General features: G+C 70.5%; 18 protein-coding genes. 9 read left to right on the top strand and 9 right to left on the bottom strand.

Features of this window, described 5'->3' with window-relative positions; all coding sequences use genetic code 11:
• Positions 1 to 430 (top strand): ion transporter (locus tag ACESL7_RS05070; RefSeq protein WP_372892087.1); only part of this gene is annotated, 430 nt, incomplete at its 5' end.
• A 97-nt stretch (positions 431 to 527) separates the two neighbouring features.
• Positions 528 to 1004, top strand: a complete 477-nt coding sequence (locus tag ACESL7_RS05065; protein WP_372892085.1) for a L,D-transpeptidase family protein — start codon at positions 528 to 530, stop codon at positions 1002 to 1004.
• Here ACESL7_RS05065 and dalA read toward each other — a convergent pair.
• Complete coding sequence (gene dalA / locus ACESL7_RS05060) at positions 995 to 1537, bottom strand: divisome-associated lipoprotein DalA (protein ID WP_372892083.1); 543 nt, start codon at positions 1535 to 1537, stop codon at positions 995 to 997. The genes ACESL7_RS05065 and dalA overlap by 10 nt on opposite strands.
• 152 nt (positions 1538 to 1689) lie before the next feature.
• Between dalA and ACESL7_RS05055 the strand changes: the two genes are divergently transcribed.
• Together ACESL7_RS05055 and ACESL7_RS05050 are read left to right on the top strand one after the other, a co-directional pair.
• Positions 1690 to 2298 (top strand): L,D-transpeptidase, encoded by a 609-nt coding sequence (locus tag ACESL7_RS05055; protein ID WP_372892081.1) that lies wholly within the window; start codon positions 1690 to 1692, stop codon positions 2296 to 2298.
• A gap of 145 nt (positions 2299 to 2443) precedes the next feature.
• Positions 2444 to 2641, top strand: a complete 198-nt coding sequence (locus ACESL7_RS05050; RefSeq protein WP_372892079.1) for a ferrochelatase — start codon at positions 2444 to 2446, stop codon at positions 2639 to 2641.
• 82 nt (positions 2642 to 2723) lie between these two features.
• Here the strand turns inward: ACESL7_RS05050 and hemH are convergent, their stop codons facing one another.
• Together hemH and ACESL7_RS05040 are read right to left on the bottom strand one after the other, a co-directional pair.
• Positions 2724 to 3788, bottom strand: a complete 1065-nt coding sequence (gene hemH / locus ACESL7_RS05045; protein WP_372892077.1) for a ferrochelatase — start codon at positions 3786 to 3788, stop codon at positions 2724 to 2726.
• Positions 3789 to 3845: 57 nt separating this feature from the next.
• Positions 3846 to 4664, bottom strand: coding sequence for a methyltransferase domain-containing protein (locus tag ACESL7_RS05040; protein WP_372892075.1), 819 nt, complete (start codon positions 4662 to 4664; stop codon positions 3846 to 3848).
• Here ACESL7_RS05040 and ACESL7_RS05035 point away from each other — a divergent pair.
• The 4 genes from ACESL7_RS05035 to ACESL7_RS05020 are packed head-to-tail and all read left to right on the top strand — an operon-like array spanning position 4663 to position 6996.
• Entirely contained in the window at positions 4663 to 5412 is a 750-nt protein-coding gene (locus tag ACESL7_RS05035; protein WP_372892073.1) for a double zinc ribbon domain-containing protein, read from the top strand. The two genes, ACESL7_RS05040 and ACESL7_RS05035, sit on opposite strands and share 2 nt — an antisense overlap.
• Positions 5413 to 5445: 33 nt before the next feature.
• Positions 5446 to 5718, top strand: coding sequence for a glutaredoxin 3 (gene grxC / locus ACESL7_RS05030; protein ID WP_372892071.1), 273 nt, complete (start codon positions 5446 to 5448; stop codon positions 5716 to 5718).
• A complete protein-coding gene (locus ACESL7_RS05025; protein WP_372892069.1) occupies positions 5718 to 6548 on the top strand; it encodes a carbon-nitrogen hydrolase family protein in 831 nt (276 codons plus the stop codon). Before grxC ends, ACESL7_RS05025 begins: the two co-directional genes overlap by 1 nt.
• A 1-nt stretch (position 6549) precedes the next feature.
• On the top strand, positions 6550 to 6996 hold the full coding sequence (locus tag ACESL7_RS05020; RefSeq protein WP_372892067.1) for a MarR family winged helix-turn-helix transcriptional regulator: 447 nt from the start codon (positions 6550 to 6552) through the stop codon (positions 6994 to 6996).
• Positions 6997 to 7075: 79 nt separating this feature from the next.
• On the opposite strand, the gene ubiG is transcribed toward ACESL7_RS05020, so the two are convergent.
• Positions 7076 to 7822 (bottom strand): bifunctional 2-polyprenyl-6-hydroxyphenol methylase/3-demethylubiquinol 3-O-methyltransferase UbiG, encoded by a 747-nt coding sequence (ubiG, locus tag ACESL7_RS05015; RefSeq protein WP_372892065.1) that lies wholly within the window; start codon positions 7820 to 7822, stop codon positions 7076 to 7078.
• Between the two features lie 48 nt (positions 7823 to 7870).
• Here ubiG and pip point away from each other — a divergent pair, with 48 nt between their 5' ends.
• Positions 7871 to 8851 carry a prolyl aminopeptidase gene (pip, locus tag ACESL7_RS05010; protein ID WP_372892063.1) on the top strand — a complete coding sequence of 327 codons (981 nt, stop codon included), beginning with the start codon at positions 7871 to 7873 and terminating at the stop codon, positions 8849 to 8851.
• Here pip and hslU read toward each other — a convergent pair.
• From hslU to ACESL7_RS04985, 5 genes are all read right to left on the bottom strand, one after another.
• On the bottom strand, positions 8839 to 10152 hold the full coding sequence (gene hslU, locus ACESL7_RS05005; RefSeq protein ID WP_372892061.1) for an ATP-dependent protease ATPase subunit HslU: 1314 nt from the start codon (positions 10150 to 10152) through the stop codon (positions 8839 to 8841). The two genes, pip and hslU, sit on opposite strands and share 13 nt — an antisense overlap.
• 99 nt (positions 10153 to 10251) lie before the next feature.
• Positions 10252 to 10806 (bottom strand): ATP-dependent protease subunit HslV, encoded by a 555-nt coding sequence (gene hslV, locus ACESL7_RS05000; protein WP_372892059.1) that lies wholly within the window; start codon positions 10804 to 10806, stop codon positions 10252 to 10254.
• Between the two features lie 49 nt (positions 10807 to 10855).
• Positions 10856 to 11176 (bottom strand): thioredoxin, encoded by a 321-nt coding sequence (trxA, locus tag ACESL7_RS04995; RefSeq protein ID WP_372892057.1) that lies wholly within the window; start codon positions 11174 to 11176, stop codon positions 10856 to 10858.
• A gap of 64 nt (positions 11177 to 11240) precedes the next feature.
• Positions 11241 to 14636 carry a double-strand break repair helicase AddA gene (addA, locus tag ACESL7_RS04990; RefSeq protein WP_372892055.1) on the bottom strand — a complete coding sequence of 1132 codons (3396 nt, stop codon included), beginning with the start codon at positions 14634 to 14636 and terminating at the stop codon, positions 11241 to 11243.
• On the bottom strand, positions 14633 to 15331 hold a 699-nt coding region (locus ACESL7_RS04985; RefSeq protein ID WP_372892053.1), incomplete at its 5' end, for a PD-(D/E)XK nuclease family protein. The genes ACESL7_RS04985 and addA, both read right to left, overlap by 4 nt.

Genomic DNA, 15331 nt, shown 5'->3' with positions numbered 1-15331 from the left:
CGCGATCCCGGGGATGGGGAGCGTCTTTCTGCTGATGACGCTGGTGTTCTACATCGGCGCGGTGATGGCCACGAAGCTCTTCGGCGATGCCTTCCCGCAGTGGTTCGGCACGCTCGGCGATTCGGCCTACAGCCTCTTCCAGATCATGACGCTGGAAAGCTGGTCGATGGGGATCGTGCGCCCGGTGATGGAGGTCTATCCCTACGCTTGGGCCTTCTTCGTGCCCTTCATCCTCGTGACGACCTTCGCGGTGGTGAACCTGCTCGTGGGTCTCATCGTGAACTCGATGCAGGACGCCCACCACGAGGAGGAAGGCCTGCGCACCGACGCCTACCGCGACGAGGTGCTGGAGCGGCTCGCGCGGATCGAGGCGCGGCTCGGCGAGTCCGAGGGCGACGAGCCCGCGCCGGAGCGGCGCAAGGGCGCCTGACCGCAGATAGAGCTACGCCCGTGCCGTGATCCGGTGTAGCATCGTGCCACAACGATAACCCCTCCGAGGGACAAGGATGGCAGGTCTGGCGAGAGCGATGGCGCTCCTCCTCATGGTGGCGGCGCTTGCGGGGTGCGCGGGCAAGTTCCGAAGCTACGACGGCCCCGAGGTGACGCGCATCCTCGTGCTGAAGGGCGAGCGGAAGATGCTGCTCCTCCATCATGGCGAGGTGCTGGAGAGCTACGACATCGGCCTCGGCTTCGCGCCCGTCGGTCACAAGCAGCGCGAAGGGGATGGGCGCACGCCGGAGGGTCACTATTTCATCGATCGGCGCAATCCCGAGAGCGAATTCCACCTCTCGCTCGGCATCTCCTATCCCGAGCCGCACGAGCGGATGGCGGCCTCGGAGGCGGGCGTGGACCCGGGGGGCGACATCTTCATTCACGGCACGCCGCGCGACTACCGCGACGACGGGCGGGACTGGACCGCCGGCTGCATCGCGGTGACGAACCGCGAGATGGAGGAGATCTACGCGATGGTCGGTGACGGCACCGCGATCAGCATCTATCCCTGAGGGACCTCGCCCGAGCCGCTGGCGCCGAAGACCATCGTCCACCAGATCTTGCCGTTCGGCTCCTGGTGCCAGGCGATGCCCATCTCGTCCGCCTGCGGGTCGAGGATGACGGTGCGGGTCGGCTCCTCGTCCATCCAGGCGGCGAGGGTCTCCACCTCGGTCTCGTAGGTCTCCGAGATCGTTTCACCGCGGAACCGCCCCGCGTAGCCCACGCGCTGCACCCGCTCTATCGGCGACGAGCCGTCGGAGCCGAAGTGCCACGGGCGGTTCTGCACCGACATGTCGCGTGCATGCGTCGCCGCCGCCGCGGTGAGTTCCTCGTCGAGCCGGACCGGCGGTGCGCCCCTCGCGTCGCGCAGGGCGTTGACGGAGTCGAGCATCTCGAACGGGATGCGCCGCTCGTCCTCGGTGGTGATTCGGTAGAGTTGTGGCAACGGCTTGCCGTCCGGGCCGAGCTGCGGCGCGGTCGGGGGGGCCGCACAGGCGGCCAGTGTCACGAGCAGCGAGACGAGCAGGATCAGGGGTCGCAGCATGGCACGGGCGCTCCGCGGTTGGCACCTTTCCGCTCTACCCCCTGCCATCCCCGGTTTCAAACGGGGTGTGGCCCCGATGACGGTGGTTTGATTTGCGGTTGCGGCATCCCGGCCATATATTTCGACAGTCGAAGTCTGCGGAGTGAAAACCGATGTCCGGCAAGCGAATCGTTCAGGCCTTCAACCGTCGCGCGTTTCTCGCCGGGGCCGCGGCCGCGCTGGGCGCGCCGGCCGTGGCGCAGCAGTCACAGATGCCCGGCAGCACCGAGATCGAGACCGACCCGGCGCAGGAGGGTGTGCGCCGCAACCTGTCGAGCTTCCGCTCGCTCGACTGGCAACCTTATTTCAGCGACCTGGCCAAGGGTGCGATCCTCGTCGATACCACGTCGCGCGCGCTGCATTACTGGAGCGAGGACGAGCGCACGTACCGCCTTTATCCCACCTCCGTGCCGCTGAGCGAAGAGCTGACGCGCCGGGGCCGCACGCGCGTGACCCTCAAGGATCCCGAACCCGACTGGCGGCCGACGCCCTCGATGAAGGAGCGCAACCCCGAGTGGCCGGATTACGTGCCGCCGGGGCCGGACAACCCGATGGGAACCCGCGCGCTGCACCTGTCGTGGACCTATTACCGCATCCATGGCACGCACGACACGCGCAAGATCGGGCGGCGATCCTCGAACGGCTGCATCGGCCTTTACAATCGCCACATCGAGGAGCTGTTCGAACTCGCGGAGGTCGGGACACAGGTGTTGCTGATTTGACCACAGTGCGCCCGTCAGTGCCTTTCACGATTGACGCGGATTTGCACTTTCGATGCAAGGCTGCTTAGACGGCGGTGCAAGCGATCGGCCCCGCGCCGGTCGCGGACATGCCGGACACCCGGCACGCGTGTCACTGGAGGACAACATGAAAAAGCTCGTTCTCGCCGCCGCCGTCTCGGCCTTCGCGGCGCCCGCCTTCGCCGGAGAGCATACCGGGCCGAAGCAGGAAATCGAAATGGAGCCGCCGGTCATCGTCGAAGAGACCGAGCAGGCCTCCACCGCGGCCGGCATCATCGTGCCGCTGCTGATCATCGCGGTCGTGGCTGCTGCTGCCGCCGACTGATCGCATCCCGATCCCGGAACGACGAAGGGCGGCGCCTCGGCGCCGCCCTTTTCATGTGTGCCGCGCCTGATCGGGCCGGCTCTCAGTCGAGCCAGCCCTTGAGGTTCTCGTCGATCACCGACGAGAGCGCCTCGATATGCGCGGGATCGTCGTTGAGGCAGGGGATATAGGTGAACTCGCGGCCGCCGGCCTCCTCGAAGCTCTCCTTGATCTCCTCGTTGATCTCCTCGAGCGTCTCGATGCAGTCGGCCGAGAAGGCCGGGGCGATCACGGCGATGCGCTTCTTGCCCTCTTCCGAGGCCAGCCGCGCGACCTCTTCCACGGTGTAGGGGCGCAGCCACTCCTCCGGGCCGAACACGGACTGGAAGGTAGTGGTGATCTCGGTATCCTGCCAGCCGAGCCGCTCCTTCAGGAGGCGCGTCGTCTTCTGGCAGTGGCAGTGGTAGGGGTCGCCTTCGGTGAGGTAGCGCTGCGGCATCCCGTGGTACGAACACACGAGGATGTCCGGCCGGTTCTCCAGCTCGCCGTAGGCGCGTTCCACCGATTGCGCGAGCGCCTCGATGTAGAGCGGATGCTCGAAGTAGGGCTCGACCGTGCGCGCCGTCGGCTGCCATTTCTGTTTCATCAGCGCGCGGAAGAACTGATCGTTGGCGGTTGCCGAGGTGGCGCCGGCGTAGTGCGGGTAGAGCGGGAAGAAGAGGATTCGCGTGCAGCCGGCCTCGACCATCGCGTCCACCTTGGACTGCGTGGAGGGATTGCCGTAGCGCATGCAGTAATCGACCATCACCTGATCGCCGTACCGCTCCTTCATCGTATTGGCGAGCGCCTCGGTCTGCGCCTTGGTGATCGTCATCAGAGGGCTTTCGCCCAGCTCCTCGTTCCAGATGGACTTGTAGGCCTCGCCCGAGGAGAAGGGCCGCTTGCTCAGGATGATGAGCTGGAGCAGCGGCTGCCACTTCCACGGCGCATAGTCGATCACACGGCGGTCCGAGAGGAACTCGTTCAGGTACCGCCGCATTGACCAGTAGTCGTAGTTGTCCGGCGTGCCGAGGTTGGCGATCAGCACGCCCACACGCTCCGGCGGCAGCTTCGGATGGTCCGCGGGGGCGTGGACGGGGCAGGTCGCAACTTTGCTGGCGTCGAGCATGGGACAATCCGTATTCTCGGCAGGTTCATCGTGGAAATATGTGATTTCCACGATACGTCAATCTTCGAGAGGCGTTTCCCGCGTCCCGAGGGCATCGGCGAGGCGATGCGTCGCGGTTCCGGGGCGCATGGGCTTGGGCTGGCTTTCGTCCGGTGCCCACCCGGTGAGCACCACGAAGTCCGCCGTCGCCGCGATGCCGCCCTCCGGGTGCGCGGCCGTTTCGGCATAGATCTCCGCCGCGCGCAGGAACACAGCGCGCCGCGTCGGGCGCCGCAGCCGGCCGGCGAGGGCGTTCGCCTCGCCCATGCCGCGCAGCTCGCGCATCAGGTGCAGCGCGCTCTCGTAGCGCACTGTCAGCGACACGCTGTCAGCCACCGGCAGCGCGAAGCCGGCGCGTTGCAGGAGCGCGCCCAGATCGCGGACCTCGCCCATCGGCGCCACCCGCGGGCTGAGCCCGCCGGTCACCTCGCTCTCGGCCTCCGCGAGCGCGACGCGCAATTCCTGCAGGCTGCGGCCACCGAAGAGAATCCCGAGGAAGAGCCCGTCCGGCCGGAGCGCGCGACGGCACTGAATGAGCTGGCCCACCGGGTCGTCCGCCCAGTGCAGGTCCATCGCGTGCACGACCAGATCATGTGCCTCGGCCTCCAGCGGCAGGATCTCGGACGGCATGACATGCAGGGCGCCCGGCAACCAGCCGTCCCAGACCTCGGGACGCGGGCTGACCACGGCAGGCGATGTAAAGCGCCTGTTAACCATGGAGAGCCGATCCTCCAGGTCGTCGCGCGCGACCTCGTGCAGGAAGGTGACCGGCGCGCGGGCGGCGCGCGTCCGGTTCCGGGCGAGGGCTGTGCGATCGGTGAGGGCGGGCGTCTCCATGGACAGGACAGATAGTGTCTGGGCGCGCGGGCTTCAAACGGCCGTGCGGCTTGTCTATCCGCCGCGTTGCCTCGCCTGCGGCGGCCCGGTGGACCGCGACTTCGGGCTCTGCCCTGTCTGCTGGCGCGAGACGCCGTTCATCGGCGGCCTCGTCTGCGACGCCTGCGGCGCGCCGCTGCCCGGCGACGATCCGGGCGAGCCGGTGCACTGCGACGGCTGCCTCGCCCATCCCCGGCCCTGGGCGCAGGGGCGCGCGGCGCTGCTCTACCGCGACGCGGGGCGCAGGCTGGTGCTCGGACTGAAACATGCCGACCGTGGGGATATCGCGGTTCCGGCCGCGGACTGGATGGCACGGGCGGCGGCGCCCATGGCGCTCGACGGCGCGCTCGTCGTGCCCGTGCCGTTGCACTGGCGGCGTCTGGTGGCGCGGCGCTTCAACCAGTCGGCGCTTCTCGCCGCGCCGCTCGCCCGGGCGCTGGGCCTCGTCCATGCGCCCGACCTGCTGGAGCGGGTGCGCCCCACCGCCGCACTGGGTGGCCAGGACCGCGCGGCGCGGGCCGCCACGCTCGATGGCGCGCTCCGGGTCGCGCCGCGCCGGGTGGTGCGGGTGACGGGACGCCCGGTGCTGCTGGTGGACGATGTGATGACCACCGGCGCCACGCTGGAGTCCGCCGCGCGGGCGCTCGCTGCCGCCGGCGCCGGCGAGACTCGCGTCGTTGTTCTGGCGCGTGCGGTCCGGGATGCTTAGATTTGCCGGAGACAGATCTAAGGAGGCCGCACCTTGAACCAGACCGCACCGAAACCCGTCGTGATCTATACCTCGCCGCTCTGCGGCTTCTGCACCGCCGCCAAGCGGCTCCTCGCGAAGAAGGGCGTCACTTACGAGGAGATCGACATCTGGGCCGCCCCCGACCGCAAGCCCGAGATGATCCAGCGCGCGCAGGGCAGTCGCACGGTGCCGCAGATCTTCATCGACGAGGAACACATCGGGGGCTGCGACGAGCTCTACGCGCTCGACCGGGCCGGCAAGCTCGACCCGATGCTCGCCGCGTGATGCGCGCCGCGCTGCTGCAGCTGACCTCGTCCGACGATCCGGAGGACAACCTCTCCGTCGTCCGGGGCATGTTGCGCGAGGCGGCGGCAGAGGGCGCGGGCTTCGTCCTGACGCCCGAGGTGACCAACTGCGTCTCGGCGAGCCGGACGCACCAGCAAAGCGTGCTCACGCACGAGGCGAACGATCCGGTCCTCGCAGGCCTGCGCGAAGAGGCTGCGCGCGCGGGCGTCTGGCTGCTGATCGGCTCGCTCGCGTTGACGACGGATGATCCGGACGGGCGCTTCGCCAACCGCTCCTTCCTGATCGGGCCGGAGGGGCGGATCGTCGCGCGCTACGACAAGATCCACATGTTCGACGTGGCGATCAGCGATGCGGAAACCTATCGCGAATCGGCCGGCTTCCGCCCCGGCCGCCGCGCGCGGGTGGCCGAGACGCCGTTCGGCGTGCTCGGGCTCAGCATCTGCTACGACCTGCGCTTCCCCTATCTGTACCGCGCGCTCGCGCAGGCGGGGGCGGAGATCCTCACCGTGCCCTCGGCCTTCGCGCAGCCGACCGGCGCGGCGCACTGGCACCCGCTCCTGCGCGCCCGCGCGATCGAAACGGGGGCCTGGGTGCTCGCGCCCGCGCAGACCGGCACCCACACGGCGCGACGCGGCAAGGCGCGCCGGACCTGGGGGCACAGCATGGTCGTCAGCCCCTGGGGCGAGGTGGTGGCCGAAGCCGGCACCGAGCCCGGCGTGCTTTACGCCGAGCTCGACCGCGGGGCCGCCGCGGAGGCGCGCGCGCGGGTTCCGTCGCTGCAGCACGACCGGGAGTTCGACGAGCCCTGAGATGGACAGGACAACGCATGCGCTGGCGGTGACGCTCTTCAGCGAGATCCTGACCGCCGATCAGCTTGTGCGGAACCGGCTGAGTCGCAACCTCCCGCGCGGCATGGAGATCAGCCATTTCTCGGTGCTCAATCACCTCGCCCGCTTCGGGGTGGAGCGCTCGCCCGCGCAGCTCGCGCGCAGCTTCCACGTCACCCGCGGCGCGATGACCAACACCCTGAGCAAGCTGGAGGCGCAGGGACACGTCCACATCCGTCCCGACTGGGATGACGCGCGGCGCAAGATGGTCGCCATCAGTCCGGCAGGCCGGCGCGCGCGGGACGAGGCGCTCGCCGCCGTGACGCCGATGGTCCGGGACCTCATCGGCGAGATTGGCGAGGACAAGGTGCGTGCCGTGCTGCCGATCCTGCGCGACCTGCGGCTGAAGCTCGAGGAGGGGCCCGAGTGACGGAGAATTTTCGTACGAAAATTCTCCGGATACAGGTGCGCACGTGCCGCGAATTTTCGTACGAAAATTCGCGGCGAGGTCAGGCGGGTTTCCGGCTCGCGGTGACGTAGTTCACGCTGAGATCGCGGGGCGAGAGACTCCAGGACCAGGTGACCGGGTTGAAGACGAATCCCTTGGCGTCCACCGCCGCGAGGCCCGCCTCCTCGATGTGATGCCTCAGCTCGTCCGGCGTGATGAACTTGCGCCACTCGTGCGTGCCCTTGGGCAGCCACCGCATGACGTATTCCGCGCCCACGATCGCCATGGCGAAGCTCTTGGCGTTGCGGTTGATGGTGGAGCAGATCATCAGCCCGCCGGGTTTCAGGAGCTCCGCGCAGGTGGCGATGTAGGCGCGCGGATCGGCGACGTGCTCGACCACCTCCATGTTCAGCACGGCATCGAATCGCTCGCCCGCAACGGCGAGCGCCTCGGCGGTGCCGTGCCGGTAGTCGATCTCGAGACCCGACTGCGCGGCGTGGGTCTCGGCCACGGGGATGTTGCGCTCCGCCGCGTCCACGCCCACCACGTCGGCGCCGAGCCGCGCCATCGGCTCGCAGAGAAGCCCGCCGCCGCAGCCGATGTCGAGGATGCGCAGCCCGGCGAAGGGCGCCTCGGCCGAGAGGTCGCGCCCGAACTCCGCCGCGATCTGCCCGGTGATGTAGTCGAGCCGGCAGGGGTTGAGCATGTGCAGCGGCCTGAACTTGCCGTTCGGGTCCCACCACTCCGCCGCCATCGCCTCGAACTTGGCGACCTCCTCCGCGTCCACGCTGGTTTCGGCTGCCTGCATCGTGATCTCCTATGGTCTTCCGCCGCCTCAGCCCAATATAGTGCCGGCATGGACAAGTTCTCGGGCCAAAACCGCACACCCGCGCACCTCTACCCGCCGATCGACCCCTTCGACCAGCGGATGCTGGAGGTGCCCGGGGGGCATTCCCTCTACGTCGAGCAATGTGGCGCGCGCGACGGCATCCCGGTCGTCGTTCTGCATGGCGGGCCGGGCGGCGGCTGCAGCCCGGCGATGCGGCGCTACTTCGACCCGGCGCGCTACCGGATCATCCTGTTCGATCAGCGCGGCTGCGGGCGCTCGCGCCCGCACGCGAGCGTCGAGAACAACACGACCTGGGATCTCGTCGCCGACATCGAGCGCATTCGGATGGTGCTCGACATCGACCGCTGGATCGTCTTCGGCGGCAGCTGGGGCGCGACGCTCGCGCTCGTCTATGCGCAGAGCCATCCGGAGGCGGTGCGCGCGCTGGTGCTGCGGGGCGTCTTCCTGATGACTCGGTCCGAGCTCGACTGGTTCTACGGCGGCGGCGCGGCGCTCTTCTGGCCGGAGACCTGGGCGCGCTTCGTCGAGCTGGTGCCGGAGGACGAGCGCGACGACCTGATCGCGGCTTATCACCGCCGGCTTTTCTCGGGAGACGTGCGGACCGAGACGCGCTTCGCGCGGGCCTGGACCGCATGGGAGAACGCGCTCGCCTCGGTGCAGAGCCACGGCGGCGGGGGCGAGGCGCCGGGCGACTACGCGCGCGCCTTCGCCCGGCTGGAGAATCACTATTTCAGCCACCTCGGCTTCCTCGAGGAGGACGGGCAGATCCTGAACCGGGTGGAGCGGATCCGCGACATCCCCGGCTACATCGTGCAGGGACGCTACGACATGATCTGCCCGCCGCGCCGCGCCTGGGAACTGGCGCAGCGCTGGCCGAAGGCGGACCTGCGCCTCGTGCGCAACGCCGGCCATGCGCTGAGCGAGCCCGGCATCACCGCCGAGCTCGTCCGCATCATGGACATGATGCGGACGCCTCAGAGCACGTAGCGGCTCATGTCCGTGGAGCGCGTGAGCTCGCCGAGGTTGGCCTCGACATAGGCGGCGTCCACCGTGACGCTGTCGCCGGCCTTGTCCGGCGCGGTAAACGACAGCTCCTCGAAGACGCGTTCCATCACCGTGTAGAGCCGCCGCGCGCCGATGTTCTCGACGCTGGCGTTCACCTCCGCGGCGATGCGGGCGAGTGCCGCGATGCCGTCCTCGGTGAAGTCCACCGCGACCTCTTCGGTCTGCAAGAGCGCGGTATACTGGCGCGTCAGCGCGTTGTCGGTCTCGGTCAGGATGCGGACGAAATCCCCCTCGGTCAGGTCGCGCAGCGTCACCCGGATCGGCAAGCGGCCCTGTAGCTCCGGCAGGAGGTCCGAGGGCTTGGCGATGTGGAAGGCCCCGGAGGCGATGAAGAGGATGTGATCGGTGCGGATCGCCCCGTGCTTGGTGCTGACGGTCGTCCCCTCGATCAGCGGCAGAAGATCGCGCTGCACGCCCTCGCGGCTGACGTCGCCGCTGCGCGTCTCCTGCTTGGCGCAGACCTTGTCGATCTCGTCGAGGAAGACGATGCCGTTCTCCTCGACCGCCTCGCGGGCCTGGGCGGTCACCGTCTCGTCGTCGAGGAGCTTGTCGGCCTCTTCCGAGATGAGGGCCTGGTAGCTCTCGGCGACGGTCATGCGCTTTCGGGTGGTGCGCGGCCCGAAGGCCTTGCCGAAGATATCGCCGAGGTTGACGCCCCCCATCGCGCCCCCGGCGCCGGGCTGCCCCGGAATCTCGAGCCCGGGGAAGGGATTGGATGTCTCGGCGAGGTCCAGCTCGATTTCCGTGTCGTCGAGCTCCCCGGCGCGGAGCTTCTTGCGGAACATCTCGCGCGTGCCCTCGCGCGCCTGCTCGCCGGCGAGCGCCTCGATCACGCGGTTCTCGGCGGCGGCGTGGGCGGCGCTCTCGACTTCGGCGCGCATCTGTTCGCGGACCATGACGAGCGCGGTGTCCATCAGGTCGCGCACGATCTGCTCCACGTCGCGGCCGACGTAGCCCACCTCGGTGAACTTCGTGGCCTCCACCTTGACGAAGGGCGCGCGGGCGAGCTTCGCCAGGCGGCGGCTGATCTCCGTCTTGCCGACGCCGGTGGGGCCGATCATCAGGATGTTCTTGGGGTAGACCTCCTCGCGCAGGCCCGGATCGAGCTGCTTGCGGCGCCAGCGGTTGCGCAGCGCCACCGCGACGGCGCGCTTCGCCTCCTTCTGGCCGATGATGAAGCGGTCGAGCTCGCTCACGATTTCGCGGGGGGTGAGGTCGGTCATTCGGGGTCATCCTTCGCTCGCCCGGAGAAAATTCTTCGTCCGAAGAATTTTCGGAAGGGCGCCATCGGCCGAAGGAGATTTTTCGTACGAAAAATCTCGTCAGCCTGCCTCGATCGTCTCCACGGTCAGCCGGCCGTTGGTATAGACGCAGATATCGGCGGCGATGGCCATGGCCTGGCGCGCGATGGTCTCGGCGTCGAGCTCGGTCTCCATCAGCCCGCGCGCCGCGGCGAGCGCGTAGTTCCCGCCCGAGCCGATGGCGGCGGCGTCGTGCTCGGGTTCCAGCACGTCGCCCGCGCCTGTGACGACGTACATCTGCGTCCCGTCCGAGACGATCAGCATCGCCTCGAGCTTCTGAAGGTACTTGTCGGTACGCCAGTCCTTGGCGAGGTCCACGCAGGCGCGCTGCAACTGGCCGGGCGTCGCCTCCAGCTTCGTCTCGAGGCGTTCGAGCAGGGTGAAGGCGTCGGCGGTGGACCCGGCGAAGCCCGCGACCACGTCGCGTCCGCCGGGCGACAGGCGGCGCACCTTGCGCGCGCCGCCCTTGATGACCGTGTCGCCGAGGCTCACCTGCCCGTCGCCCGCGATCACCACGCGGCCGCCGCGGCGCACCGCGAGAATGGTCGTCCCGTGCCAGCCGGGGCCGTCGGACATGCGCGCCTCCTTCGGGCGTCGGCTCGGCGCGCGAGCGCGCCGGCCGGGATCAGATCGAGGAGTCGATCCAGGTCTGCAGCGCGGCCTTCGGCGCGGCGCCGGCGCGGTTCGAGACGACCTCGCCGTCCTTGAAGATGAAGAGCGCCGGAATCCCGCGCACGCCCATCGAGGCGGCGGTGTTCGGGTTCTGGTCCACGTCCACCTTGGCGACCTTGATCTTGCCGCCCATCTCGGTCGCGATCTCCTCGAGCGCGGGGCCGATCTGGCGGCAGGGGCCGCACCACTCGGCCCAGAAATCCACGACGACGGGAACGTCGGACTGACGCACTTCGGCGTCGAAGGTGTCGTCGGTAACGGGCACGGTTGTCATGACTGGGTCTCCTGACCAGGGGAAGTATCTCGGACGGCGAAGGTATGGACGCCCCGCCAGAGCGTCAAGGCGGGGCCGCCCGGGCGAGCGCCGCGCTCACGAGGGCGTGCGGCAGCGGCGCGAGCGTGGCGGTGCGCGTCCAGAGGAGCGCCGTTTCCACCCGCCGGTCGGGCCAGATGCGTCCGAGCGCGGCGGCGTAGGCGCCCATCTGCCGCAGGAGCCCCTCGGGAACTTCGCCCGCTGTCGCGGGAACGGTGCGGTTGGTCTTGAAATCGACGGCGAGGATGCGGTCCGGCCCGACGAGCAGCCGGTCGATCGTGCCATGCACCCGCCGCCCGCCGAGCTCCGGCAGATCGGCCGAGACCGGCACCTCGGCGAGCGCCTCTGGCCCGAAGAGGGGTGCCAGCGCCGGTGCGTCCAGCACCCCCTCGGCCTCGGCCAGAAGCGCGGCGATCTCGGCCTCCGCCGCGGGTTCCGGCCCCGTGGCGAGGATCGCCTGCGCCAGCGCCGCGCGGCCCTCGCGCGGAGCGCCGGGCAGATGCTCCAGCAGGAGATGCAGCCGCGTGCCGTAGCGCAGCGCCGCCTCCTCCTCGAGGCCCGCGTCGCCCGGCAGCGCCTTCGCGCCCCCGAGGTCCGAGGGCGCGAGCGTCGGCGCGGGCCGGATCGGCGCCGGCGCTTCGGTGCACAAGTGCGCCGGCACCGCGACCGGCGCGCCCTCGGCCTCCGGCGCGCCGCGCTCCGCCGGGGCGGTCCAGTCGCCGTGCTCCAGCCGGAGCCCCGGCCCCTCCTCGAAGCCGAAGTGGTGCTCCTCGGCGCCTTCGGCCTCCATGCCGCGTCGCACCATGTCGTGCCAGGCCTCGCCCGACTTGCCCGGATCGCCCGCCGCGGCGACGATCAGCCAGCTTTCGGCGCGGGTCATGGCGACGTAGAGCAACCGGTCGCGCTCGGCCAGCTCGGCCTCGGCGGCGGCGGCGCGGGCGGCGCGCTGCGTCTCGGGCTCCTCCGCCTTCGGCACGGCCCAGATCGGGCGGTCGCCCGCCATCGGCAGCCGGTCCTCGTGGCTGCGGAGCCGACGCTGCGCGCAGTCGGGCAGGATCACCACCGGCGCCTCCAGCCCCTTGGCGCCGTGCACCGTCATCACGCGGATGCGGTCGCCGGCGGCATCCATCTGGCGCTTCACCTCCGAATCGTCGGCCTGCATCCAGCGCAGGAATCCGGTGAGGCTGGGCACCTCGCTGCGTTCCTGCGCCAGCGCCTGCGCGAGCAGCGCGTCGATGCCGTCGGCGGCCTCCGCGCCCAGCCGCCCGATCAGCTTGCGCCGCCCGTCGTGGCGGATGAGCACCCGCTCCAGAAGGTCGTAGGGCCGGAGGAAATCCGCCTGCGCCATCAGGTCGTCGAAGACGGCCATGGTCTCGGGGAACTCCGCGCGCCGCCGCGTGAGCGCGCGCCAGAGATAGCGATCCTCCCGCCCGTGGGCGAGGTCGAAGAGCGCCTGTTCGCTCCAGCCGAAGAGCGGCGAGCGCAGCGCGCAGGCGAGCGAGAGGTCGTCCTCCGGCAGGTCGAGCACCTGAAGAAGCGCGCCGAGGTCGCGCACGGCGAGTTCGGCGCCGAGCTTCAGCCGGTCGGCGCCGGCCACCGGCAGCCCCTCCGCCTTGCAGGCGCGGATGATCTCGGCGAAGAGATCCGAGCGCCGCTGCACGAGGATCAGCACGTCGCCCGCCCGCATCGGCCGCATGGGCCAGGGCGCGCCGTCGGCCTTGTCCTCCGGGATCGGCGTGCCCGCGTCGATCTGCGCCTTCAGCCACGCGGCGATCCGCCGGGCGAGGCGGATGTCCGGGCTCTGCGCGCTCGGCCGGTCGAGGGGGGCGTACCACGGCGCGGGCTCCTCCGCCTCGGCCTTGGGCACCACGGGCCAGAGATCGACGCGCCCCGGCATCTCGCCCTTGAAGGCGATGTGGCGCTCTTCCGGCGTCATGCCGCTCCCGGCGCGGCCGTCGAAGGTCGCGTCCACGAGGCGCAGCACCGCCTGCGAGGAGCGGAAGGAATACTGCAGCGCGAGCGATTGCAGCGGCCGCTCGCTGTCCGCGAGGCGGGTGTCGAAATCCGACTGCATCCGGGCGAAGGCGTCCGGGTCCGCACCCTGGAAGGAATAGATCGACTGCTTGCGGTCGCCCACCACGAAGAGGCTGCGCGGCACTTCCGCCCGCGCCCCCTCGCCCGAGGTGAACTCCCGCGCGAGGCGCTCGATCACCGCCCATTGCTCGGGGCTCGTGTCCTGCGCTTCGTCCACGAGGATGTGGTCGATCCCGCCGTCGAGCTTGTAGAGCACCCAGTCCGCCACCGCCGGCGTGCGCAGAAGCTCCGCGGCGCGGCGGATCAGGTCGTCGAAGTCGAGCCAGCCGCGGCGCTGCTTCTCGCGCTCGTACCGCGCGAGGAAGGCGCGCGCGAAGCCGTGCAGGGCGAGGGTGGCGTCGGCGGCGGCGAGGGCAAGGCGGCGCTCCCGCGCGGCCTCCACCCGGCGCATCAGCGCCTCGAGCGCGGGCATCTCAACGGCGAGCGGCCCCTCGCGGAGGTCCTTTGTCGGGAAGCTGCCGATCTTGGCGGCGAAGGGCGCCTTCGCGCTCTCCCCGGTCAGGAACACGCCCTCCAGTACCGGCAGCGCGGCGAGGTCCGGCGCGCCAACTGCGCGCAGCTTCGCCGCGGCCTTCGCGTCGGTTGCGCCGCCCGTCTCCAGCACCGGGCAGAGGCGGGCGAGGAGCTCCATCTCGCCGCCGAGAAAGACGTCGGCCTGCACGCGCGCGGCGTCGTCATCCTCCGCCAGCCCGAAGAGCGCCCGCGCGCCCGCCGCGTCGAGGGGCGGCACGATCCCGGCGCGGCGGTCGAGGATGCGGCGGCAGAGCCGGGTGAGGTCGGCATCGGGCGCGATCTCCGTCACGGCGGCGAGCAGGTGCGCGTCGTCGCCGCGCGCCATCGCCTCCACGATCTCCTCGGTCAGGAGTTCGCCCGCGCGCTCCTCCATCTCGGTGAAGGCCGGGCTGACGCCGGCCTCCAGCGGGAAGCGGCGCAGGAGCGCGGCGCAGAAGGCGTGGATCGTCATGATCTTCAGCCCGCCGGGCGCCTCGATCGCGCGGGCGAAGAGCGTGCGCGCGCGGGCGAGGTCGTCCGCCCCGCCGGGCCGCTCCTGCCCGAGTCCGGCGAGCGCCGCGCGCAACTCGTCCTCCGGCAGCATCGCCCATTCGCCGAGCCGCGCGAAAAGGCGGTTCTGCATCTCGCTCGCCGCGGCCTTGGTGTAGGTCAGGCAGAGGATGTGCTCGGGCAGCACGCCGTCGAGCAGCAGCCGCGCCACCCGGTCGGTGAGCACCTTGGTCTTTCCCGAGCCCGCGTTCGCCGAGACCCAGACCGAGGCGCCCGGATCGGCCGCCTGCGCCTGCGCTTCGCTCGCCGCGTCGCGGGGGGTCATGCGAGGTCCTCCGGATGGATGGGGTCGGCCTCCTCCCACTCGCCGAAGCGGGCGAGGTGGTCGTAGCCGTGCTCGTACTGCACGCGCTCCATGGCCCGGCGCGCGGTGAAGCCCTGTCCGGGATCGAGGTGGCGCCGCATGAGATGCGCGAACTCCTCCCGGACCTGCGCGGCGGTGACGAGGCCCTTGTCCGCGTCGGCCACCTCGGCGAGCGGCGCGGGCACTTCCTTCGGGTTGGCCCCCAGACCGATGTAGACCGCGCGCGCCACCGGGGCGGGCCCGAGCGCCTCGAAGGCGCCCTGCTCGGCCATCGCTGCCTCCAGGAGGAGCTGCTTGTCGAAGTGAAGCTGCTGCTTCGGGCTCGGCGGGTCGCCGGTCTTGTAGTCGTAGATGTGCAGCCGCCCGGCCGCGTCACGGTCGATGCGGTCGGCCTTGCCCCTGAGCGTCACGCCGAGGTCGGGCAGGCTGGCTTCCCCCCGCTCCTCAAGCAGCACCGGCTCGGCCAGCTTGCGGCGCGCGGCCTCGCCCTCGACAACCCAGTCCGCCACGCGGGCGAGGCGCGCGCGCCACTGCATCCGGGTCGCGGCCCAGGGCACCTCTTCGGCGAGGACGGCCTCCGCTGCCGCCATGAGCTCCGCCACCGTGGCGCGCTCCGGGGCTTCCCGCGTGGCGGCGACGAAGCGGTCGAGCACCGC

It is taken from the genome of Rhodosalinus sp., from assembly GCF_041685465.1.
GTDB lineage: Bacteria > Pseudomonadota > Alphaproteobacteria > Rhodobacterales > Rhodobacteraceae > Rhodosalinus.
Note: the sequence above shows the minus strand (reverse complement) of the source record. Positions and strands in the feature narration are given on the sequence as shown.